Origin of the sequence: Mucilaginibacter paludis DSM 18603 (assembly GCF_000166195.2) — a bacterium.
GTDB lineage: Bacteria > Bacteroidota > Bacteroidia > Sphingobacteriales > Sphingobacteriaceae > Mucilaginibacter > Mucilaginibacter paludis.
On the sequence record NZ_CM001403.1, the window covers coordinates 2,557,348 to 2,580,930 of the forward strand.

Consider the following 23,583-nt stretch of genomic DNA (forward strand, 5'->3'; position numbering starts at 1 on the left):
TAACAGGTAAATGAACTAAAGCATATTAATTAAGCATTATGATCAGGAACTACATCAAAATAGCATGGCGAAACATGGTGAGAAATAAATTTTCTTCACTGATCAATATTACCGGGCTGGCGGTTGGCATGGCTGTAGCCATGCTGATTGGCCTTTGGATATGGGATGAACTGTCCTTCAACAAGTACTTTAAAAATTACGACCGTATTGTAATGGCCATGCAGCATCAAACCCTTAACGGGAATGTGTTAACGCAAACCTACATGCCTATTCCCTTAGGCTATAAGATGAGCCAGGAGTACCGCAACGATTTTAAATATGTAGTACTTGCCACCAATATTAATGAACATATTTTGGCCTACGGCGATAAAAAACTGAACCAGATGGGCAATTGCATGCAGGCCGAAGCTCCAGACCTGCTCACGTTAAACATGCTGAAGGGCAATCGCAAGGCTTTACAGGATCCATCATCCATCCTGTTATCAAACAAATTGGCTAAGGCCTTATTTGGTGATGCCGACCCCATGGGGAAAGTATTAAAATTAGATGCCAAATGGAGTGTTAAGGTTAGCGGCGTATATCAAGACCTGCCCCAAAATACAACCTTTAACAACCTTGCCTTTATTGCCCCCTGGAACCTGTACATCACCACCATGCCCTGGTTAAAAAGGGCGGAAACCAAATGGGGCAACAACTCCTGGCAAATATTCTGTATGCTCAATCCGCATGCCGATATTGATGCCGTTTCCGCTAAAATCAGAGATCTGAAATTGAATAACCTGGCCTTACAAAATGATAAGGTGGGCGTGGCGTTTAAACCGTCTATTTTTTTATTTCCCATCAGCAAATGGCACTTATATTCCGAATTTAAAAATGGGGTGAATACCGGTGGCCGCATTCAATTTGTTTGGATGTTTGGTATTATTGGTGTTTTTGTCCTGTTTTTGGCCTGTATCAACTTTATGAACCTGAGTACGGCCCGGTCGGAAAAGCGCGCTAAAGAAGTAGGCATCCGCAAAACCATAGGCTCGTTACGGAGCCAGCTGATAGGGCAATTCTTTTGTGAATCGCTGATGGTTACGGCTTTCGGCTTGTTGCTATCTTTTGTGCTGGTACAGCTTACTTTGCCCTGGTTTAACCAGGTTGCAGATAAAAACATGAGCATCTTATGGGCCAACCCCATTTTTTGGCTGATGTGCGTTAGCTTCAGCCTCGTCACCGGGCTTATAGCAGGGAGCTACCCGGCACTTTACCTGTCATCGTTCCAACCGGTAAAAGTTTTGAAAGGAACATTTAAGGCTGGGCGGCTGGCGGCGCTGCCCCGCAAGGTGCTGGTAGTATTACAATTTACAGTATCTATCATTTTAATTATAGGCACAGTAATTATTTTCAGGCAGGTGCAGTTTACCAAGAACCGGCCGGTGGGTTATAATCGCGACGGGCTGATACAGGTATATATGAAGACCGCGCCTATTCACGATCACTTTGCCGCAGTGAGGCATGACCTGCTTGAAACGGGTACCATTGCAGAAATTGCCGAATCGGGCAGCTCATTAACAGAAGTATCTTCAAACTATAGCGGTTTTACCTGGCGCGGAAAAGACCCCAATACGCAGGACGACTTTGGCTGGGTACCTATCAGCCCGGAGTTTGGCAAAGTTGCCGGATGGACTTTAAAGGAGGGCCGCAATTTTTCAAAAGATATGTTAACAGATTCTTCGGGAATGATCCTGAACGAGTCGGCAGTTAAATTTATGGGGCTGGATCATCCCATCGGCGAAATTATTAATTCGGGCCCTCAGCAATTCAGGGTGATCGGTGTAATTCAATACATGGTGATGTCGTCGCCTTATGATCCAGTTAAACCAACGATGTTTAGCCTGCTTAGCGAACGCGAAAACATCATCAATATCCGTGTAAACCCACATGCCAGCACAAGGGAGGCGCTTGCTAAAGCAGAAGCTATTTTTAAAAAATATGATCCCGACAGCCCCTTCGACTATCATTTTACAGACACCGAATATGCCAAAAAATTTGGCGATGAAGAACGCATTGGCAAGCTATCGGCACTGTTTACTACGCTGGCCATCTTCATCAGTTGTTTAGGGCTTTTCGGGATGGCATCCTTTATGGCCGAGCAGCGCACCAAAGAGATTGGCGTGCGCAAGGTACTCGGTGCATCGGTATTCAATCTATGGCGCTTAATGTCGGCAGATTTTGTGGTGCTTATCGTCATCTCGTTATTGATAGCGATACCCGTAGCGTACTATTTTATGCATGGCTGGCTACAGAATTATAAATACCGTACTGAATTATCCTGGTGGATATTCGCTGCAACGGGTATAGGCTCCATCATCATTACATTATGTACCGTTAGTTTTCAAAGTATTAAAGCCGCCTTAAACAACCCGGTGAAGAGTTTGAGAAGCGAGTAGGGAGAGAGAAGCAGGAAGTAAGAGGCAAGAAGTTAGAAGCAGGAAGAGAGATGCAAGAAGTAAGAGGCAAGAAGTAAGACGCCGGAGTTAGGGTTTTTAACAGGAAATAAACCAAAGAATATTAAAGTAAGATATTATGATCAGGAATTACATAAAAATAGCGTGGCGAAGTTTGTGGAAGCATAAATCATTCGCGTTTATTAATATAACCGGTATGGCTGTAGCTTTCGCTGCCGCTATCCTGTTGGCCCTTACTGCTTTTTACGAACTTTCGTTTGATGCCTTTCATCAGCATAAAAACAACATCTACCAGATTTACCGCGAAGAGCAAGAAGCCAAAGGACTTGAAAACTCATCCAGTTTACCCATCCCATTAACACCGGCGCTTAAGGCCAGCTTTCCGGACCTGGTGCATATTTCCAGGTTTGGCGATAATGGAGGCAGCGTGATACGCTATCAAAATAAAGAGTTTAATTACAGTGTACGGGCCGTTGATGAGGATTTTTTAAAGATGTTCAGCTTCCCTTTAGTTAAAGGCAATGCCAGCCAGCCATTAAAGAACCTTAACGACCTGGTATTATCCCAAAACACAGCCAAAAGTATTTTTAAAACCGAGCAACCTGTAGGTAAGGTAGTTGAAGTACGCATTAACAATGAATGGAGAGCCTTTAATGTTTCGGCAATAGTGGACGACGCGCCAAAAAATTCAAGCATTGATTTTGATGCCCTGGCCCGTTTTGAGCAATTCCCCTATTACGAGCGTGATAAAAACAGATGGGACAGCAGCACCCATATCGCTTATATCCAATTACCCGACCATGTTTCTCAAAACCAATTTGAGCAAAAGCTTAAACAATTCGCCCATCAGTATTTTGCCGATAATATTAAACGTTTAAAAAATGATGGCGGCCAGCCCGATAACGAAGGCGAATACCTGCGGTTCCGCTTAGTGCCATTAACCGATATTCATTTTAACAAAATTGTAGCGTCAGCAGGTAGTACAAATAAATTTTATCCCGTTTTATTACTGCTCATCAGTGTCTTCATTCTGTTTATAGCTACGGTAAACTTTATTAATCTTTCGCTTGGCCGGGCATTTATCCGTGCCAAAGAAATTGGCGTACGTAAAGTAATGGGGGCCCGGCTTGCACAAATACTTACCCAGTTTTGCAGCGAATCGTTCATTATCTGTACTTTCTCGCTCATTCTGGGCGGCTTATTAGTGGCCTGGCTGCTGCCCTATTATCAACAGATCTTCAATCAGCAATTATCATTGGCTATTTTAAAATCGGGCAGTGTCATTTGCTATTTCACGGCAGGTTTTGTCAGCATTTCTTTATTAGCGGGTGGCTATCCGGCATGGCTCATGTCGTCGTACAAAATCACACAAACCGTAAAAGGGAAAATCAATACAGGACGATCAAACAGTATGCGCAACGGTTTAATGATGGTGCAATTTGTATTGTCCTGCTTACTCATCATCTGCACTACCATAGCCTGGCAACAGCTTAATTTTTTACGCCAAAAGCCATTAGGCTATAACAAAAACCAGGTGATCAGCATTCCTATCGGCGATAATATCGACCCGGAGCGTGCTCTATACCTGATGCGGACACAGTTGGCAGGCAAACCGGAAGTGGTAAGTATTACCGGCACCGATATGAATATGGGCCGCGGCCGCGATAACAGCTCTTCAAACTCGATGATGAGTTTTGATTATAAAGGCAAAACCGTAAAAAGCAACTGGCGCCGTATTGATTATGATTATATCAAAACCCTGGGGTTAACCTTGATCAGCGGTCGTGATTTCTCCAAACAATTTGGTAACGATACAGCCGCCGTTGTAATTAACCAAACCATGGCAAGCCAGTTGGGCGTAAAAAATCCGGTAGGTACATACCTGCCGGTTGATGGCGAAAAATTGCAGGTAATTGGCGTGGTGAACGATTTTAACTTTCAATCGCTGCAAAAAAAGATCGAGCCGCTTACCTTCGTTATCCAGCCAAAATGGGGGTTGAGCTATATTTTTGTGAGGGTTAAACCCGATAACTTGCCCGCTTCAATGGCAGCGGTTACCAGTACCTGGAAAAAGATAAATCCCAAGGCCGAAAGCGCCGCTTCGTTTTTAGATGAAAACGTTGACAGGCAATATAAAAAGGAAGACAGGCTCTCCAAAATATTTGTTAGCGGGGCAATGTTAACCATCATCATATCATGCATGGGCCTGTTTGCCATTGCGGTGCTGGTCATCAGTCAGCGTACCAAAGAATTAGGGATCCGTAAAGTTTTGGGCGCGGGGGTATTTACTATCGTGAGCCTGATAGTTAAAGATTTTGTGCGGCTGATTGTGATTTCGGCAATCATCGCGTCGCCAATAGCCTGGTATGCCATGAGCCAATGGCTGCAGGATTTTGCCTACCGCATTACTATCAGTTGGTGGGTGTTTGCCTTTGCCGGCGGCATCGCCATTTTGATAGCAGTAATTACGGTAAGCTTCCAATCGGTAAAGGCAGCTTTAGCCAACCCGGTGAAGAGCTTGAGAAGCGAATGAGAAAAGAGGCAGGAAGTTAGAAGCAGGAAGTAGGAGGCAAGAAGTTAGAGGCAGGAGTAAGAGGCAAGAAATTAGAAGCAGGAAGTAAGATACACTGGGGGTAGGCCTATAACAAGTAATGAAGCGTAGCATATTAAAGTAAAAATTATGATTAGAAATTATATTAAAATAGCCTGGCGCAACCTGGTAAACAACAAGGTTTACAGCGCGCTTAATATAGTGGGCCTGGCTGCGGGGATGGCGGTAGCCCTGCTTATAGCCCTGTGGGTTGCTAACGAATATTCTTATGATCGGTTTTTACCTGATAGCGACCGGCTTTACCAGGCCAAAATCAACTTTACCAGCATACACAACGGCACCCATACCCAGAATGCAATGTCGTTGCCTATAGCCCAGGTTTTAAAAACGCAATATCCCGAAATTAAATACGTGGCCGAATCGGACTGGTTCCAAAACCACGACCTGTTAGTTGGCGATAAAAAACTCTATATCAATGGCGGAGGGGTAGGTTCCGATTTTTTAAAGATGTTTCAATATCAGTTGTTGAAAGGGAGCGCGGCCTCGGTACTTCTCGATCCTTATTCAATCGTCCTGACAGAATCGACAGCGAAGGCACTGTTTGGTAATGTTGATCCAATCAATAAAATGATCAAGATTGATAATAAGGATAACTTAAAGGTTACCGGCATTCTAAAGGATCTTCCGCACAACTCGTCATTACAATTTGGTTACCTGTTTCCTTTTGAATATCGCGTACAATCGCAAGACTGGATGAAAACTGCCCGCACCACCTGGACCAATAATTCGTTCCAGATATTTGTTATGCTACAGTCTGGTGCCAGTTATGCTTCGCTTGCTCCTAAAATTAAAGATATTGTAGTTAAAAACAGCGCCAAAATGCGGTCGGTCAAACCAGAAATTATTTTACACCCGCTAAACGAGTGGCATCTGTATTCTGATTTTAAGAACGGCAAAGTATCCGGCGGTTTTATTGATTATGTGCGGATGTTCAGTATCATCGGCATCCTGGTTTTACTGATAGCCTGCATTAATTTCATGAACCTGTCAACCGCCCGGTCGGAAAAACGGGCCCGCGAGGTTGGTGTCCGCAAAGCCATAGGCTCGCAAAGAAGCGACCTGATATTCCAGTTTTTAACCGAATCTATCCTGATCACTTTTATAGCCTTTATACTCTCGGTCATATTGGTACAACTGGCGCTGCCGTCGTTTAATACCTTAACCGGAAGCGTGGTAAGCATCCCTTATGGTAATCCCATTTTCTGGATCATCATGATCAGTTATGTGTTGTTTACCGGCTTAGTAGCGGGCAGCAGGCCGGCATTTTATCTCTCGTCGTTTAACCCGGTTACGGTTTTAAAGGGAGCCTTTAAAGTAGGCAAAGCCGCAGCGCTGCCCCGCAAAATATTGGTTGTAGTGCAGTTTAGTTGCTCGGTAGCCTTAATTATCAGTACGGTTATTGTGTATCAGCAAATTCAGCACGCCAAAAACCGACCAACTGGTTACAGTGCCGACAGACTGGTGATGAGCGATTTAAGCGACGACCTTAACAATCGTTTCGACGCTTTAAAGAATGAGCTGATGCAAACCGGCTTAATAGAAAACGTAGTAAAGGCATCGAGCCCAATAACCGATATTTACTCACATACCACGGTTGAAGACTGGCCCGGCAAAACCGCGGGCGACGAAAATGTGAATATAGGCACCATCTTTACGGCAGATCAATATTTTAAAACGATGGGCATGCAGTTGGTAGAAGGCCACGATTTTTCGCCCAAATATGAGTTAGATACTACCCATGTAATTTTAAACGAAGCCGCCATTAGCCGTATGGGCTTAAAAGATCCGGTAGGTAAAGAAATAAGCTGGAATGAGCACCCCGGCATTAAAGTAAAAATAATTGGCGTTGTAAAAGATGCCCTGATGGATTCGCCTTTCACCCCGGTAGAACCGGCCATTTTCGCGCACGGCCAATGGGGCACAAAGGCTATGTACCGGCTCGCGGCAAACGTTAATACGCACGATGCTATCGCCAAAATTGAGCAGATATTTAACAAGTATAATCCCGCTTACCCGTTCAGCTATCGTTTTGTTGATGATGAGTATAACCAGAAATTTGACCTGGAAGTACTGGTAGGCAAACTCGCAGGTATTTTTGCGGGCCTGGCTATCTTTATCTCTTGCCTGGGCCTGTTCGGTTTAGCAGCTTACGTTGCCGAACAACGCACCAAAGAGATCGGTATCCGCAAAGTGCTGGGTGCCTCCATTGCACAGGTATGGATATTGTTATCAACAGATTTTGTTTTGCTGGTACTCATCAGCTGTTTAATTGCATCGCCCATAGCCTATTACTTTTTACACAACTGGCTGCAAAAGTACAACTATCGTATCAACATCGGCCCCGGCGTGTTCCTGCTATCCGCAGGAGCGGCTATCATTATCACTTTATTAACCATCAGCTTTCAGGCTATTAAAGCGGCAATTGCCAACCCGGTGAAGAGCTTGCGAAGCGAGTAAGGGGCGAGGAGAGGCAAGAAGTAAGAAGCAAGAGGCAGGAGGCGAGAGGTAAGAGGTAAGATGCAGGAAGCGAGAGGCGAGAAATAGCAAAGACGAACTAATTAAAAAAGATAAAGTCTCCCCTACCGGGGGAGATTTAGAGGGGGCTAAAATGATCAGGAATTACATCAAAATTGCGTGGCGAAACATCATGAAAAACAAGGCTTTTTCATGCATCAATATATTTGGTTTATCGGCCGGCCTTACCTGCTGTATGCTGATCGCTTTATATCTACATTACGAAACCAGTTACGACAGCTACCACAAAAACATCGATAACCTTTACCAGGTTGGAACTACGATGATAAAAAAAGGCAAAAAAGACGATAATACGGCTCATACATCGCCGCCCATCTCAGCGGCCTTAAAACAGGAGTTTCCGGAAATTGCAGAAACAGCCAGGTTGGTTAACTTATTTACGGATGAAGTTAACCTGGTGCAATATACAACACCCGCAAACCAAAAGAAGTCGTTTTTAGAAGAACATGGATTTATAGCCGATCCAGCATTTTTTAAACTATTTACCTATAACTTTATTGAAGGACAACCTGATAACGCGCTGGCCAACCCCAATACCATCGTCATCTCCGAAAACATGGCCAAAAAAATATTTGGGAATGAGCCTGCCATTCACAAGGTCATCCATGTGAGCAGTAACATGAATGGCGCGCACGACTATATTGTAACCGGAGTTTTCCGACCGGTTAATGCTCCCTCGCATATTGATGCCAACTTCTTCCTGTCGTTACCCGGAGGCGGACTTGATCAGTACCTGCAACAGCAAGGGAACGATTTTGCGCGCAACAATATGTTTTATACTTACGTATTGCTAAAACCGGGAGCAAGTGCCGCCAAACTTGAAAGCAAATTTCCCGCTTTTATTAAAAAATTTGCCGCCAACGATTTAAAACGGATGGGACGCGATAAAAGGCAATTTCTTACACCGGTAAAAGACCTTCACCTGAGTAGCGTACTTACTTCGAATGTGAGCTCTCCGGCCAGCAGAACCTATTTGTTTGTGTTGGCATCCATCGCTTTATTTACTTTATTGATTGCCTGTATCAATTTCATGAATTTATCAACAGCAAGATCATCAAAGCGGTCATCGGAAGTTGGCGTACGGAAGGTTTTAGGTGCGGAGAAAAGCGATCTGGTGAAGCAATTCCTGGGCGAATCGATGTTGATGACTTTGATTGCTTTTTTAATTGCATTACTGGTTACCGTTTTACTTTTACCTGTTTTTAACCAGGTATCTGGCAAAAACATCGTATTATCCTTTGGTGCCGATAAATACATGATCGGGCTCTTCCTGGGCATGGCTTTGTTCACCGGCTTTATAGCCGGCAGCTACCCGGCATTCTACCTGTCGTCATTTAATCCTGTGAAGGTTTTAAAGGGCAAACTTACCAACTCGCTGGCGGTAGCCTCTGTTCGTAAAGGCCTGGTGGTTTTTCAATTTAGTATTTCCGTTGTGCTCATTGTAGCCACAGTTGTTATAGCCCGGCAAATGAATTTTATGCGTAATGCCCCGCTGGGCTTTGCTAAGGATGAGCAAATCATAGTACCGTTGCGTAGCGCCGCTGCAAAGGCCATGTACAGTTCAATGAAAAGCGAACTTAAAAGCAATACAAACATCGTTTCCGTAGCCGCTTCGGCCTATTATCCGGGGATTATCAACCCAAGTGATGCCGCATTTTACCAGGGCGACGGACAAACCATGGCCGATGCCAAACATACCCGTTTAAACTACATCGACGAGGACTTTTTACATACACTTGATTTTAAACAGGTGGCAGGCAGGTTTTACTCGCCGCAATTTAAATCGGATACCGGGAATGTGATCATCGTGAACGAAAGCGCCGTGAAACAATACGGATTTGCATCGCCCCAAAAAGCAATCGGCAAAAGTATTTATTATAATGTGCAGGGTAAACAGTACCCTATCCAAATTATCGGGGTAGTCAAAGATTTTCATTATGAGGATCTCCACTTGCCGGTTACCCCCTACGGTTTCCAACTGGTTACTGGCAAACACGATTTTAACTATTTGGTGGTACATGCCAAAGCAGGCAGCACCACACCTGCTCTTAAAGCAGTTGAAAATTTGTGGCATAAATATGATCCGAACGAACCGTTTGAATACACTTTTCTTGACGACGACTTTCAAAAAAACTACATAGCCGACAATCGCCTGCAGGCTATGGTAAGCTACTTTACCATCATCGCCATTTTAATATCATGCCTGGGTTTGCTCGGCCTTGCCGCTTTTAGTGCCGAACAACGAACCAGGGAAATTGGACTTCGTAAAGTATTAGGAGCAAAAGTAAGCAGCATCGTTTCGTTATTATCGGCCGACTTTTTAAAATTGATCATTGTGTCTATCGTCATAGCAACGCCAATAGCTTGGTGGGCGATGAATAAATGGCTCCAGGAATTTGCCTACCGAAAACCTATCGACTGGACAATTTTTGCCTATACTACCCTTATAACAATAGCGATAGGCATGGCTACCATTGGCTCACAGGCCATTAAAGCGGCAATTGCCAACCCGGTGAAGAGCTTGAGAAGCGAATGAGCGAGAGGCAAGAAGTTAGAAGCAGGAAGCAAGAGGCAAAATGCAGGATACGTGATGTTGAAGAAATTTCGTAAAAGAAAGACAAAAGGGCTAAAGTTGAGAACTATTGAAATCATATAGATAAAAACTATTGAAATAAAAAAAATAATCAATTATAATTATACAAATACCTAAGTGCCAACATCAAATAATTCAACACAAAAAACAGCAAATCATAAACTATCAAAAAACCAATAACATAATAACTAATAACTCAATAACCAACACAAACCAAGAACCAACAAAAATGCTATCACTTAAAAACATATCAAAATATTACAACGTGGGCGGTGCCAAAACTTATGTGCTCAATAAGATAGACCTCGAGATTGATGGCGGAGAATTTGTTTCTATCATGGGGCCGTCAGGTTCCGGAAAATCGACATTGCTTAACGTGATCGGCTTGCTCGACGCACCATCCGAAGGCTATCATTATTTTATGGGCGAGGCTGTGCATCAGCTTAAAGAAAAACAGCGGGCAGCCCTGTATAAAGCAAACATCGGCTTTGTTTTTCAGGCTTACCATTTAATTGATGAGTTAACCGTTTACGAGAACATTGAAACCCCTTTAATTTACCAGGACGTTAAAAGCGGCGAACGTAAGGCCCTGGTTGCCGATATACTGGACCGTTTTAACATTGTGGGTAAAAAAGACTTGTTCCCGGCACAGCTTTCGGGCGGGCAGCAGCAGTTAGTTGGTATTGCCCGTGCCCTGATTGCCAAACCTAAATTATTACTGGCCGATGAGCCAACGGGCAACCTGAACTCCAAACAAGGCGAGGAAATTATGGAACTTTTCCGCAAGCTGAACAAAGAAGACGGCGTAACCATTATCCAGGTTACCCACTCCGAAAAGAATGCTGAATTCGGCTCACGTGTTATCAACCTGCTCGATGGTAAAATTGATTCGTCGCGCCAGGTTTAATTGTACATCATTATGAATTATTTTAAATATATACTACCTGTATTGCTGTTTACCACCGGTATCAAAACAACATTTGGCCAGGCTGCGGATAGTGTTTTAACCTTACCGCAGTGTTTGGATATCGCCATTAAAAATAACCTGCTGGTAAAACAAAGCGAGATACAAATGGAAACCAGCCGCATTAATTATCAGCAAGCGCGCGAAAATTTATTACCGACCCTTAACGGGGATATTACCCACAGCCTGAGCGATGGCCGAAGCCTGAACTCATTTACCAACGGTTATTTAAACCAGCAGATTACCTCGGGTAATTACAGCCTCAACAGCAGTGTGGTTTTATCAAACGGATTAACGTTACAAAACAGCATCCGCCAAACCTCGCTGGCTTATCAGGCCGGTAAAATGGACTTTCAGCAGGCTAAAGATAACCTGACCCTAAACCTGATTACGGCTTACCTGCAGGTTTTAAACAGTGAGGACCAACTTACCCAGGCTAATACCCAGGCCGACGTATCCAAACAACAACTACTACGGCTACAAATTTTAGATAAAGACGGTGCGGTTACACCATCGCAACTGTACGACCTGAAAGGCCAGTACGCTACCGATCAGCTCAGCGTGATCAATGCCAAAAACACGCTGGACCTGGCCAAAATCAACCTGCTGCAACTGATGAACGTGCCCTACCATAAAAACGTGAGGTTGCAACGCCAGGCGAGCGATCAACTCCCCTCGGTATATGTAACAACTGCCGACGAAGTGTATCAAAAAGCACTTTCTGATCTGGCTTATGTTAAGGCCGCTACCCTGCGCCGCCAAAGTGCCGAAAAAGGCGTTCAGGTTGCTAAGGGCGCTTCGTTACCTACGTTATCCTTATCCGGGAGTTTAGGTACCAATTACTCCAGCGCTGCAACACGTTCCACTTTTATCGACTCATCTGTTGTGCCTACCAAATCGTTTATCAATACGCCAACCGGCAGGCAAAGTGTTTACGCCGTGCAGCAAAATTACAATACATCCAACATCGGCTATGCCGATCAATTTAAAAACAACTACGGCACATCCGTTAGCCTGGGCCTGAGCATCCCTATTTTAAACTACTTTCAAAACAAAAACAAGATTGCATTAGCTAAACTTGATCTGCGCAATTCCCAATATATTGAGCAAAACACCCGGATACAATTGAGGCAAAATGTAGATCAGGCTTACGCTAACATGTCCGCAGCGTTTGAGCGTTTTAAGCTGCTCAACGACCAGGTAAATGCCTTTGCCGAATCTTTCAGGATAGCCGAAGTGCGTTTTAACGCCGGCGCATTAACCTCGGTTGATTTCCTGGTGGTAAAAGGAAACCTCGACCGTGCCAAAACCAACTTCATCAACGCCCGGTATGATTACCTCATCCGGTCGAAAATATTAGATTATTACCAAGGCAGGCTATCGCTGTAATTGTTAGTAACGGAGCCGAAGAGCCGGAAAAAAACCGTGCTGTTCGTAGACTCTGTCTACGAACCCATATGCCGGTAGTCTCTGACTACCGGTTAAAACCTTTTCATAGGATCGAATGATGTACATACGGTTTAGAACAGGCAATCAAAATGCTTACCTTAATTCTCAAATATGTGATCATCGGCATGATGAAACTGAATTGGCTCGAAAGAATATGTAGAACGGAGAACAAACCTAAAGTCATTTAGCCGGTAGTCAGAGACTACCGGCATACAGGTTCGTAGACAGAGTCTACGAACAACTGGTGTCTACGAACAGCTCCGTGGGTCTACGAACAATTGGTGTTTGAGTGGGGCTTTCTTATGGCTTTACAACCAAAGTTAAGGTTTGCGTAGTATGCGCGCTAAAGTAGCCCAGTGTTTCCGGTGTGATATTACTGGGTGGGTCAGTAGGTGTAACGCCGCCGCCCGGGCCGTTAGGCTGTTGCTGCATCAGTGTATACCAGTAGGTGTATATGTTTTTATCGATGCACTGCATTTCAACCTGCACGGTATCACCCGGATAAATATCAATATCAGTTTGCCTTAAATCAGTATGGGCATATTTGCCATCATTAAAATTATCATTATAAGCAAAAACGCTCTTTACCTGCACGCCGTTTACATACATTACAAACCGGTACTGGTTAACTACGCCAAGTGGGTCCTGGTAATGTACCGTGATCTGTTTGCGATTTTTACTGCTGTTGATAACGGTATTTTTCGAGGTGATGGAATCTAAAGTGATTAAGGCAGGCATGGTTGATGCAGCCGTATAGGTTTTACCACCTGTTAAAATATTCAGGGTGTAAACATTGCCAGCTATACCGGCCAGCTGACTTACCGAATATGTTCCGGCAGGAGCTTCGGTTAAAGTGTATTTATTCCCGGTGTTGTCGCTAATAGTAACCGTGGCACCCGATACTGCCGGATAAGTATTGGTATTATCGAACGATACGTTCTGGCTCAACTTAACCGTTTGGGTACCCTTAATGTTGGTAATATTGCCTTCTACCACTAACCTGCCGGTATCGTTGCCTAATTTCAGGTCGATCACCCGGTTGCACGAGGTTGCAAGCAGCGTGCCCAATAAAAAGACGATATATAATTTTGATAATTTCATGTTCAATTGATTCAATTAAATTTAAAGTTCCAGGTAACAGAAGGGATGGCTGTGCCAAAAATACTGGTTTCAACCGCTTCGGTAGTATTAGGCACTGTTTTGCTATCGCGGAAGGTGATGATGTACGGATTATGGTAGCCATACACATTGTAGATACCGAATGTCCAGCTGGAATGATAGCTTTTGTGTTCCTTTCCTTCAAGCGTAGCACCCAGATCCAAACGGTTGGTTGCAGGCTGGCGATAACCGTTCCGTTCCGAATACGAGAAGGTGGTTAAGCCGCCGATGTTATACTTGCCTGTTGGATAAGTTACGGCGTTACCGGTTCCATAAATAAACGAGCCGGAAAACGTCCACCGTTTGTTAAGCTGGTAGATGCCCACTACCGAGAGGTCGTGCGTACGATCTTGCCGGGCAGGGTAATAGCTGCCGTTATTAATGGCGGCAAACTTTCTTTCCGTTCTGGATAAGGTGTATCCTACCCATCCGTTAAAGCGTCCGTATTTCTTCTTTAAAAATAATTCCAGTCCGTATGCCCTGCCAGAGCCAAAGGTTAACTGCGACTCCACATCCTGGTTGGCAATCAACTGGGCACCGTCTTTATAGTCAATTTGATTTTGCAGCCATTTGTAATAAACCTCTGCCGAAAATTCGTAGGTATTTTCGCTAAAGTTTCTGAAGTAACCGGTGGATACCTGGTCGGCTATCTCAGGCTTGATATTATTGCTGCTCATTACATACAAATCAGTAGGGCTACTACTGGTGGAGTTGCTCAACAGGTGAATATTCTGCGTATTGCGATTATAAGAAGCTTTGATGGAATTCTCCTCGTTCAGGGTATAACTGGCAGAAAAACGGGGCTCCAGGTTAAAGTAATTCTTCACTATTGAGCCGGAGCCGTAGGTGTTTGAGGTTAAGGTATTACCGGCAGCATCATAAGTTTTAAAAGTGCCGGGGCCTAATAAAAACATCCCGCTTAAACGCAATCCGTAAAGTACAGTAAACTGATCGCTGAGCTTCCACTCGTCGCTCAGATAAGCGGCATTTTCATAACCGAAACGCCGCTCTACGCTCCTGCTGTTAAAGCTTGATGTCTGGCTGGTTGTAATATCGCCTGGAGCAATGGTGTGGTGCAATACATTGATGCCGAATTTAAGCGCGTGGCCACCCCCTACTGCATATTGAAGATCCTCCTTCAGGTTAACATCCGTAATTTGCGATGTGGCTTTAAAGTTATTATCGCTGCTAAAGCTCTGTACCACGTAGTTGTAATTGCTAAACACGATTGATGTATTGGAGAACAGGCGATCATTAAACAAATGGTTAAACCTGACGGTGCCGGTTGAGTTTCCCCAGTTGGTGCCGAAGGTATTTTTTAAAGCCAAAACATCCTTCCCGAAGTATCCCGACAGGTAAATAGCATTCCGGTCGTTAAAGTGATAGTTGGCTTTGGCGTTGAGATCGTAAAAATAGAGCGTACTCCCTTTGATGGCCGAATCGGAAGAGGCCTTTAAAAAGAAATCGATATAAGTACGGCGCGCGCTCACCATAAATGAGCCTTTATCTTTCACCAACGGGCCTTCTACCTTAATGCGCGAAGAGATGAGGCCAAGGCCACCCTGAACGGTAAATTTTTGATTGTTGCCATCGTTCATCTTGATGTCCAGAACGGATGATAAACGCCCTCCGTACTCGGCCGGCATGCCGCCTTTATACAGGCTCACATCCTTAATAGCATCGGAGTTGAAGGTAGAAAAGAAACCGAACAAATGCGAGGCATTGTACACTGTAGCTTCATCCAGCTGAATCAGGTTTTGATCGGAAGCACCACCGCGTACATAAAAACCGGTATTACCTTCGCCAGCCGATTTAACGCCGGGTAACAGCGAAATGGTTTTTAAAATATCCTTCTCCCCCATCAACACCGGCACATTATTAATCTGGGCCATATTCAGTTTTTCAACGCCCATTTGCGGCGACCGTACCTGATCATTATTAGGCTTGTTGGTACTGATCACCACTTCTTTCAAATCACTTTTATAGGATATGGCGATGTTTAAAACCTGATTCTGGTGGACGGAGATCTGGCGGCTCAGGGTTTCGTAACCGATGTAGGTTACAATTAGGGTATAATCGCCAGCGGGGGCCGAGAAAGAGTAAAACCCATAGTTGTTGGTGGCAGTAGCTGATGCTGGCACATCCTTAATCCTGACGGTGGCCCCGATCAATTGTTCGCCGGTTTCCTTATCGCGAATGGTGCCGCTGATGGTGTATTTTTTTTGACCAAAGCCGGTTAGTGCTGAAATTAAAAACAAAAAGAGAAGTAAGAATTTATACATGTATAAGTTTTATTTTGCGTTGATATGGAATTGGGCAGTTTGTGCAAACATATTAAATACCGGGGGTATATTTTGTTAATAACAGTTAATTAATGAGTTAAGATTGTTTGTAGCGAAGCAACTAAATTCACACCATGAAACACAAACACAATGTGAATAACTAACAGCCCTGCGATGATGAGCGGGCCTATGCTGTAAATTAAGCAAACTGGCATTCAAAGCACGTTGATGACCTTGCGCGCGCAAAAGATTTCTCCTACCGTCGAAATGACATTTTTTTGCACCTCGCAGACTGTTAGGTGCAGAAAAAGCGGGCAAAGGCCCCGACTGCACGCCGGGCCGGGAGCTGGCCTCGCGGGTGGAAGGATCGGGCAGTCTTGACTTTTTGGTTCTTTTTTGTCAAGAAAAAGGAACAAAGCCCTTCCCGCGGCGACTGAGCGGGCCGATGCTTTAAATCGAGAATACTGTATATTAGAGCAAAATAAGCGATTGACAATCAACGCCCCGATATGCTGCATACTCATCGCGCACAAAAGGTTCCTCCTCGCGTCAGGATGACTAATGTAGAAAAATTAAGTATTGACAATCAATAACTTAACAGCGCACCATTATAAATTTCCAATGACGCTTTTTGGCCCCACCCCTCACTCAATACCTCCCCCCTTCAAGCCATTGCAAAAAATCAACAGCCTTGGTTTTACTAACCATAACGGTTTCAGGTGTTTCAATCACCAGCTTAACAGCCAGTTTCCTCGAAAAAAAACGTTCCACATTGGCTACCGTATGCCGGTTAATCAAAAACTGCCGGTTGGCCCGGTAAAACAATTGCGGGTCGATAGTTTTTTCCAGTTCGTCCATACTATGGGTGATAAAGTATTTTTGATGCTGAATGGTGCATACCTGTACTATGGTACTTTCCAGCCAAAAATAAACGATGTCTTTCACCTGCACCGGAATTATCTTTTCGCGCTGATTAACCAGTAGCACCTGTTTATAGGGCTGCTTAACCTGGCTGAGTAATCGCTCCATCCCTTGTGTGCCACCTTCGGCCTTAAAGGCCTGCTGAAGCGTGCTTAGCTTTTGAAAAGCCTTTTCCACTTTCGCCTTGTTAATGGGCTTGAGCAGGTAACTGATGGCATTGGTATCAAAGGCACTCATCAGGTATTCGTCAAACGCGGTACAAAAAATAATGGGGCAGTTGATTTTTACTTTTTCGTAGATCTCAAAGCTTAGCCCGTCGGCCAGTTGAATATCCGAGAAAATAAGATCGGGTTGTGGGTTATGGTTTAACCACGCGATGGTTTGCTCTATCGACTCAAGTGTGGCCACGATGTTTGCACCAGGCTCAACAGCCGAAATAATTCCGGATAGCTCCCGCGCCGAAATGGCTTCATCTTCTATAACTAACACATTCATTGTACCAAAGGCAATGCCACTTTAAATTGATCGTCCTTATTCTCTATGGTGATATCCCTGTTAAACAGGAGCTGGTAACGTTGCGAAATATTGTTTAAACCGATGCCTGATGATGGCTCGACCGAGCTTTTAGGCTGATGGTTATTCACCACCATCAACTGGCCATCAGCCGTGCAGATATGGATCTTTAAGGGTTTGTAAGCCGCGGTGATGTTATGCTTAATGGCATTTTCAATGAGCAGCTGCAAGGTTAGCGGAGGTATTTTAGCGCGGAGGGCGGTATCACCCACATCAACAACAACCTCAATGGCTTTGTTAAGCCGCGTTTTAATAATGTACAGGTATGATTCGCAAAAAGCAAGTTCGTCTTTCAGACTAACCCAATCGCTTTTTTGGTGGCTCAGCAAATACCGGTATACGTTGGCCATCTCGTCAACATAATCTTTTACATTTTGCTCATGGGTGAGGGAAGCTAAGGTGTTAAAGGTATTGAATAAAAAATGCGGGCTCAGCTGCTCTTTTAATGACGATAAATTGGCTTGCAGGTGCGCTTGCTTTAAATGCTCCAGTTCCAGCTGGCTTTGTTCCTTCTCTTTCATCTGGTGCAGGTGAAATACCAGGAAAGCATTGAGCCAGTTAAGCAGCGCCCCCCTGAAAACAATCAGCAATATACGCTTATGGCTATCTACCTGCACAATCTCGTTCACCACAAAGCCCGGGCCGCGGATAATGTAGTTTAAATGATCGTACAGATACGCAAACAAGGCGCCCAAAATAATGCTGGTTAAATAAAAGAGCCATTTATAATGCCTTGTTTTTTTTAGCCGCGCATTGTTGGCCAGCATGTTATTGCCTATCCAGCAAAGAAGCGAAAACGAAAAATAATAATAAAAAAGAAAAAGGTATTGCCAAACATTGGCCGACTCGAACTTGATTAGCCATAACAACAGAGCCACTACCGAAATGAGTAATGATATGGGGATGCCTACCTGCAGGTTATACTTTTTCACCGGGTAAATATAAACGATAATTGCTGAAGCCTTTTAAAAATCACAGTCGCGTAAAACCATATCAATTCGTAATTAAATAATCCGGCCGTCGCTCATGTCAATCACCCGGTCGCTGTTTTTGGCAAAGTCCTCATCGTGCGTTACCGCTATAATGGTTTGCCCCTGCTCGCGGGTGAGCTCTTTAAATATATCGAACACAATCCGGGTGTTTTTTGAATCCAGGTTGCCGGTTGGCTCATCACCCATAATGATCGACGGATCGTTAATCAACGCGCGGGCAATGGCTACCCTTTGCTGCTGCCCGCCGGATAATTTGCTGGCCATTTTAAGCGCCTGGTCTTCCAATCCCAATAGTTTTAAATTTTGGTATGCCTTTTCTTCAATCTCCTGCTTGCTTTTTCTGTTCAGTTTTAAGGCAGGCAGCATCACGTTATCCAGCACCTTAAAATCAGTTAACAGGTAATGGAACTGGAATACAAAGCCGATATGCTCATTACGGAACGCCGCCAGCTGGTTTTGCGTGCGCCCGGTTAAGGTTTCTCCGTTAATGGCCAGGCTACCCTCGTAACTGGTATCCATGGTTGACAGTACGTAGAGCAAGGTAGATTTTCCCGATCCTGATTTGCCGGTGAGCGCTAAAAACTCGCCTTTTTTTACTTCGAAGCTAATATCTTTCAACACCTGGAATTTTTCAGGCTCGTAAAAATATTTAACGATATGTTCTGCTTTTAATGCTATTTGCTTTTCCATTTTATCCCCTGATAATTTCAACCGGATCAATTTTTGATGCCTTGCGGGCCGGCAGGTAGCCGGCAATAAGTGTGGTGATGAGCCCGAATATAAAGGCCATCAGATAGTCTTTGATATGATACGTCATGGGCAGGGTATTTAAGCCCGCGATTTTAAAAGGGATATGATTTACAATTTTGGCAATAATGAAGCCCAGGATCATCCCTACCAGGCCACCCAACACGCCTATAACTACGGCCTGGGTTAAAAATATTTGAGTTACATCGCTGCCCGAAAATCCCATGGCTTTTAAAATCGCTATCTCTTTGATCTTTTCGTTGATGGTCATGTTCATGATGTTGTAGATGCCGAACCCCGCCACCAATAAAATAGTGAGCGAAACCGCCATCGCGATGATATTACGCAATTTAGACCCGGCCTCCAGCTGCTGGTTCGACGTTTGCCAGCTCTCCACCTTATAGGGCACCACCGGCGCTATCCGGCTCACCAGCGGCCCTGTTTCCTCATAGTTTTGTACGTTGATCTGTAAGTCGGTTACGTACTCCTGGTTCTCGGCCAGCAATTGCCTTGCCGCCGATATATTGATATAGCCCTTTGATTTATCTACCTGCTTCACATTGGTTTGAAAAAGTCCTATCAGTTTATAATTATGGCTCACGCCGTCTGATGTCAGGATATTGATGTTATCGTCGAGGTTTACACTCAGCTCCTTCGCCAGGTCTGCACCCAGGATAATGCCATCAGGGCGGTACTTTAAATTATCCCAGCGGCCTACCGTCATGTAGCTTGAAATATTGAACAGTTTATTTTCGTTTTCCACATCAACGCCGGACAGGGTGCCGTTAAGCTTGTTGCCGCCGTTCCTGAAAAAAATATTGATGTTAACCTGCGGTGTGATGCCTGTTACTTCGGGCTGTTTGCGTACAAGCGATACTATAGCCGCTGTGTTTTTAATGCCGGTAACATATTGTATTACCTTGGCATCCCTGATGTTGGCCAGGGTGTTTGCCGGGTACACTTTTTTCACCAGGTTGCTATTATCCGCAGGGCCGTCGTTATAAATATGCACGTGGGCCAGTGAGGTAAATGCCAGTACGGTTTGCGTATCGTTAACGCCCGACATAAAGCTATTCATGAAGATGTACATGGATATACCAAACGTTACCCCCAGCAAAGCCACCATAGTTTGCTTAACCTTTGATGTTAAATGTACCTGCGCAATTTTAAAATTAGTTGCTCCCATAACTATTGCTGCTTAGGCAAGGTTAACACATCGCCCTCATTAAGGCCTGCGGTTATTTCGGTCCACTCCAGGGTGCGGATGCCTACGCTCACCTTGCGCTTTTGTTTGCCTATCATCACATAATCATCATTAAACAAACTGTAAGAAGGAATCACCAGGGCATTTTTCTTTTCCCCGATGATGATGTTGGCCTGTAACTGGGTTCCGTTCAATACATTTTGCGGCGCCGCCTTAAAGGTTGCCTCGGCTATAAAGGATTGACTGGTACTGTTAAACGCCGGATAAATTTTGGTGATGCCGGCATCATAGGTTTTATCCTTATCGCTATTCAGCGCTATTAATACCCGTTGCCCTAATTTAATGCGGCCAATATCATCTTCGGCAATATCCAGTTTCACAATAATATTACCCATGCCCAGCAGGGCAATGGCATCGCCTTTGCGCACATAATCGCCAACTTTTTTACTCACATTCATAACCACACCCGGCCCTGTGCTGCTCAGCGAGTAGTATTGATTATTTTCATGCTGGATACGATACTGGGCTTCGGCATTGGCTACGCTTAAATTTAAGTTACGTTGTAGGTCGGCCAGGTTTTTCTGCAATACGTTGAGGCTGGAACGCGAACTTTGATAATTAAGCCTGAAGTTCTCAAAATCGCTGGTTGATACGGCCTGCGTTTTAACCAAACGGGCGTAGCGCTGGTAATTGGCCGAATCAACCAGCAGCTTTTGTTTGGCCTGGGCAATCTGGATCTTCAATTGCGTGATCTGCGGCGAGCCTTGCTGGGCATTGGCTTTGGCATAGTTTAAATTGGTAACCGCGTTGGCCACCTGGGTTTGCTGTACCTCGTTAGATAAACGGAACAGCAATTGCCCGGCCTTAACGGTATCGCCTTCAGCCACATAAGCGGCCCTCACAAAGCCTTCGGCATTGGCCATTATGGTATATTGATTGGTGTTTTCAATATGTCCGCTGCCAAAAACAGCATCCACAATATCTTTGCGCTGGGGCTTAATTTCATTCTTTTGCCCGCAGCCGGCCAGGGCCAATAACAAGGTTAAAAAAACAAGTTGATGATATTTCATATTCAGGGGTGCTAAAAAACTATATTATAATCTGGATAAGAGGGTTGATTTGGCAGATAAAAGCTGCGATAAATTATTGAGGTAATTATTTTCGGCGGTCAGGTAATCCTGAAAAGCCTTTAAATAAACATCCATGCCGGTAACCCCTTCATGGTATTTTTGCTGGTTAAGCCGCAGGTTATCGCCATACAGCTTAAAACTATTAGCCGAGCTTTTTACCATCTTCTGGTAGTCGGTATAGTTTTTCAGCAACAGCCTGTCGTTAATCTGGCTTTGCTGGCGGGCATTTTCATATTGCAGCTGGGCAATATCTTTCTGCACCTTAGCGCTCCGGTACTTGTTGGTATTGGTAAGGCCTGTAAATATGGGCACAGTGATGTTTAAGCCCAAATACCGGTAGGCATTCCAGGTGTTATTGGCAAAAGATAAGCCAAAATCGTTACGGAACTGCTGCCCGCCGAAATACGCCGAAGCGGAAATAATGGGGTAGGCGGCCGAGCGCTGCGAGCGGCTTTGTATATCGGCTATGTTTACCTGCTGCTCATAAACGGCCAATGTTTTGTCGGCACCTAAAGCTGTAGCCCCGGCGGCGGCAAGCGAATCGAGGTTGAGCTTTTCGGTTAAGCTTAACTCCGAGGCCGATTTTTCGCCCAATAATATTTTCAGGTTCTCGATACTCTGGTCGTAAAGCTGGCGACTCTGTGCCTGGCTTTGCTGCACGTTGTTGTAATTGATGGCGGCCTGGTTGGCAGCAAGCAGGTCGGAAGTGCCTTCCTTTAACCTTTGGCGCGATAATAAGGCCAGGCTATCTGCCAGTACCTGGTCTGCTTGGTTAATCTCCAAGGCCGATTTAGCTATCAAAGCCGTAAAATAAAGCCGGGTTACCTGTTCCTTCAGGCTTTGCATGTATGAGCTTTGCTGAGCCTGGGTTAACAGCATATTATCGCGTGCGATTTTTGATTGCAGGATGAGTGTCCAGTCGAGGATGGATTGCGAAAGCGTGACGCCCGTATTATACGTGTACGTTTTGCCAAATTGCGCGTAATAGGTAGTGCCTGATTTCCCTACCAACTCACCAGGAACAGGCGTAGTGGCCAGGTGCAGGTTATCGGTACCATTAAAGCTGGCCGAGGCATTAGGATAATAAAATCCTTTGGAAGCTTTGTAGTTGTATTGCGCCTGCCTGATTTGCTCCTGGTAAACTGCCTGAGTAGGGTTACGCTGAACAGCCGCAGCAACAACATCGTTTAACGAGCGGATTTTTACCGTATCGGCAATGGTTTGCGCACTAACATAGTGGCTCAGGCAAGCTATATACAGGGTTAAAAAAAACACTTTTGGTTTCATCTTCAATTTGATCGGGGATAGGAGAGCGGTTTGATGATAAGATAGCGAAATTTATGACGCCTCAATAAAAGATCTGAATTTAATACAACGGTTTAACCCGTGCCCAATTTTTACTCTGACTCAAAAAGCCGGCTTTTACCTTGATGGTTAAGGTGGCGGCATCCGGAAGTGTGAGCGTAGCCGGATACTCCGAATTGCGCGCGGGCAGGTAAACTTTTCCCTGCCATGTACCTTTTGAAAAGGTAAAGCCCTTTAATACAACCGTCCCCACTTTGGCTTTTCCGTTAGCGGCGGTAATGGCAACCAGTTTTCCAACATATTGATCATTGTCTTTATAAATTTCAATCTTCCGGTCGCCCTCCGGGCTTTGAAAAATACCCAGCACGGCGTCGGCCTTATTGACCGACTGGGCAAACAAGCCCCGGCTCATTAATAATATGAGCAGTGTGGCAGTTATTAGCTTTGAAAACGTCTTCATCTTGTTGATTTGATGGTTCAAAATTAGAGCAACATCCCTTTAATACAATTGCCTATCTTCGCCAAGCGGACAAAAAACAAAAGGAAGAGGACAAGGGGATTGATTGTTTGCTACCTATAGTAATAGCCGAATGGAAATATAGCCGTAACCAGGGTGACCTGATCGCTATAACTACTTCCGGCAAATTTGTACCTTCATCTACTGGC

15 protein-coding genes are annotated in these 23,583 nt (G+C 44.6%); 6 read left to right on the forward strand and 9 right to left on the reverse strand.

Annotated features, from left to right (window positions below):
• Window positions 1–38 precede the first annotated feature (38 nt).
• The 6 genes from MUCPA_RS10685 (at window position 39) to MUCPA_RS10710 (ending at window position 12,545) form a co-directional block, all read left to right on the forward strand.
• Window positions 39–2,435 (forward strand): ABC transporter permease, encoded by a 2,397-nt coding sequence (locus MUCPA_RS10685; RefSeq protein WP_008506348.1) that lies wholly within the window; start codon window positions 39–41, stop codon window positions 2,433–2,435.
• Window positions 2,436–2,571: 136 nt separating this feature from the next.
• Window positions 2,572–4,986, forward strand: coding sequence for an ABC transporter permease (locus tag MUCPA_RS10690; protein WP_008506349.1), 2,415 nt, complete (start codon window positions 2,572–2,574; stop codon window positions 4,984–4,986).
• Between the two features lie 147 nt (window positions 4,987–5,133).
• On the forward strand, window positions 5,134–7,521 hold the full coding sequence (locus MUCPA_RS10695; protein WP_008506350.1) for an ABC transporter permease: 2,388 nt from the start codon (window positions 5,134–5,136) through the stop codon (window positions 7,519–7,521).
• A gap of 151 nt (window positions 7,522–7,672) precedes the next feature.
• Window positions 7,673–10,135, forward strand: a complete 2,463-nt coding sequence (locus tag MUCPA_RS10700) for an ABC transporter permease (RefSeq protein ID WP_008506351.1) — start codon at window positions 7,673–7,675, stop codon at window positions 10,133–10,135.
• A gap of 286 nt (window positions 10,136–10,421) precedes the next feature.
• Window positions 10,422–11,099, forward strand: coding sequence for an ABC transporter ATP-binding protein (locus MUCPA_RS10705; protein WP_008506352.1), 678 nt, complete (start codon window positions 10,422–10,424; stop codon window positions 11,097–11,099).
• Between the two features lie 12 nt (window positions 11,100–11,111).
• Window positions 11,112–12,545, forward strand: a complete 1,434-nt coding sequence (locus MUCPA_RS10710) for a TolC family protein (protein WP_008506353.1) — start codon at window positions 11,112–11,114, stop codon at window positions 12,543–12,545.
• A 360-nt stretch (window positions 12,546–12,905) separates the two neighbouring features.
• Here the strand turns inward: MUCPA_RS10710 and MUCPA_RS10715 are convergent, their stop codons facing one another.
• The 9 genes from MUCPA_RS10715 to MUCPA_RS10755 all read right to left on the reverse strand — a co-directional run bounded on the left by MUCPA_RS10715 (window position 12,906) and on the right by MUCPA_RS10755 (window position 23,377).
• Entirely contained in the window at window positions 12,906–13,706 is an 801-nt protein-coding gene (locus tag MUCPA_RS10715) for a DUF4249 domain-containing protein (RefSeq protein ID WP_008506354.1), read from the reverse strand.
• 11 nt (window positions 13,707–13,717) lie between these two features.
• Entirely contained in the window at window positions 13,718–16,045 is a 2,328-nt protein-coding gene (locus tag MUCPA_RS10720; protein ID WP_008506355.1) for a TonB-dependent receptor, read from the reverse strand.
• Between the two features lie 648 nt (window positions 16,046–16,693).
• Window positions 16,694–17,461 (reverse strand): LytR/AlgR family response regulator transcription factor, encoded by a 768-nt coding sequence (locus MUCPA_RS10725; protein ID WP_008506358.1) that lies wholly within the window; start codon window positions 17,459–17,461, stop codon window positions 16,694–16,696.
• Entirely contained in the window at window positions 17,458–18,471 is a 1,014-nt protein-coding gene (locus MUCPA_RS35970; protein ID WP_008506359.1) for a sensor histidine kinase, read from the reverse strand. The genes MUCPA_RS10725 and MUCPA_RS35970 overlap by 4 nt, the downstream gene beginning before the upstream one ends.
• A 72-nt stretch (window positions 18,472–18,543) precedes the next feature.
• Window positions 18,544–19,221: an ABC transporter ATP-binding protein gene (locus MUCPA_RS10735; RefSeq protein WP_008506361.1), complete on the reverse strand. Its 678-nt coding sequence runs from the start codon at window positions 19,219–19,221 to the stop codon at window positions 18,544–18,546.
• Between the two features lies 1 nt (window position 19,222).
• On the reverse strand, window positions 19,223–20,464 hold the full coding sequence (locus MUCPA_RS10740) for an ABC transporter permease (protein ID WP_008506363.1): 1,242 nt from the start codon (window positions 20,462–20,464) through the stop codon (window positions 19,223–19,225).
• A gap of 2 nt (window positions 20,465–20,466) precedes the next feature.
• Window positions 20,467–21,552, reverse strand: coding sequence for an efflux RND transporter periplasmic adaptor subunit (locus MUCPA_RS10745; RefSeq protein ID WP_008506365.1), 1,086 nt, complete (start codon window positions 21,550–21,552; stop codon window positions 20,467–20,469).
• A 24-nt stretch (window positions 21,553–21,576) separates the two neighbouring features.
• A complete protein-coding gene (locus MUCPA_RS10750; protein WP_008506366.1) occupies window positions 21,577–22,899 on the reverse strand; it encodes a TolC family protein in 1,323 nt (440 codons plus the stop codon).
• 79 nt (window positions 22,900–22,978) lie between these two features.
• Window positions 22,979–23,377, reverse strand: a complete 399-nt coding sequence (locus MUCPA_RS10755) for a DUF2147 domain-containing protein (RefSeq protein WP_008506367.1) — start codon at window positions 23,375–23,377, stop codon at window positions 22,979–22,981.
• Between the last annotated feature and the right edge of the window lie 206 nt (window positions 23,378–23,583).

What these genes read in the sequence shown, in the direction of transcription:
- MUCPA_RS10685 (WP_008506348.1), top strand. Translation starts at nt 39, where the DNA reads ATGATCAGGAACTACATCAAAATAGCATGGCGAAACATGGTGAGAAAT.
- MUCPA_RS10690 (WP_008506349.1), top strand. Translation starts at nt 2,572, where the DNA reads ATGATCAGGAATTACATAAAAATAGCGTGGCGAAGTTTGTGGAAGCAT.
- MUCPA_RS10695 (WP_008506350.1), top strand. Translation starts at nt 5,134, where the DNA reads ATGATTAGAAATTATATTAAAATAGCCTGGCGCAACCTGGTAAACAAC.
- MUCPA_RS10700 (WP_008506351.1), top strand. Translation starts at nt 7,673, where the DNA reads ATGATCAGGAATTACATCAAAATTGCGTGGCGAAACATCATGAAAAAC.
- MUCPA_RS10705 (WP_008506352.1), top strand. Translation starts at nt 10,422, where the DNA reads ATGCTATCACTTAAAAACATATCAAAATATTACAACGTGGGCGGTGCC.
- MUCPA_RS10710 (WP_008506353.1), top strand. Translation starts at nt 11,112, where the DNA reads ATGAATTATTTTAAATATATACTACCTGTATTGCTGTTTACCACCGGT.
- MUCPA_RS10715 (WP_008506354.1), bottom strand. Translation starts at nt 13,706, where the DNA reads ATGAAATTATCAAAATTATATATCGTCTTTTTATTGGGCACGCTGCTT.
- MUCPA_RS10720 (WP_008506355.1), bottom strand. Translation starts at nt 16,045, where the DNA reads ATGTATAAATTCTTACTTCTCTTTTTGTTTTTAATTTCAGCACTAACC.
- MUCPA_RS10725 (WP_008506358.1), bottom strand. Translation starts at nt 17,461, where the DNA reads ATGAATGTGTTAGTTATAGAAGATGAAGCCATTTCGGCGCGGGAGCTA.
- MUCPA_RS10735 (WP_008506361.1), bottom strand. Translation starts at nt 19,221, where the DNA reads ATGGAAAAGCAAATAGCATTAAAAGCAGAACATATCGTTAAATATTTT.
- MUCPA_RS10740 (WP_008506363.1), bottom strand. Translation starts at nt 20,464, where the DNA reads ATGGGAGCAACTAATTTTAAAATTGCGCAGGTACATTTAACATCAAAG.
- MUCPA_RS10745 (WP_008506365.1), bottom strand. Translation starts at nt 21,552, where the DNA reads ATGAAATATCATCAACTTGTTTTTTTAACCTTGTTATTGGCCCTGGCC.
- MUCPA_RS10750 (WP_008506366.1), bottom strand. Translation starts at nt 22,899, where the DNA reads ATGAAACCAAAAGTGTTTTTTTTAACCCTGTATATAGCTTGCCTGAGC.
- MUCPA_RS10755 (WP_008506367.1), bottom strand. Translation starts at nt 23,377, where the DNA reads ATGAAGACGTTTTCAAAGCTAATAACTGCCACACTGCTCATATTATTA.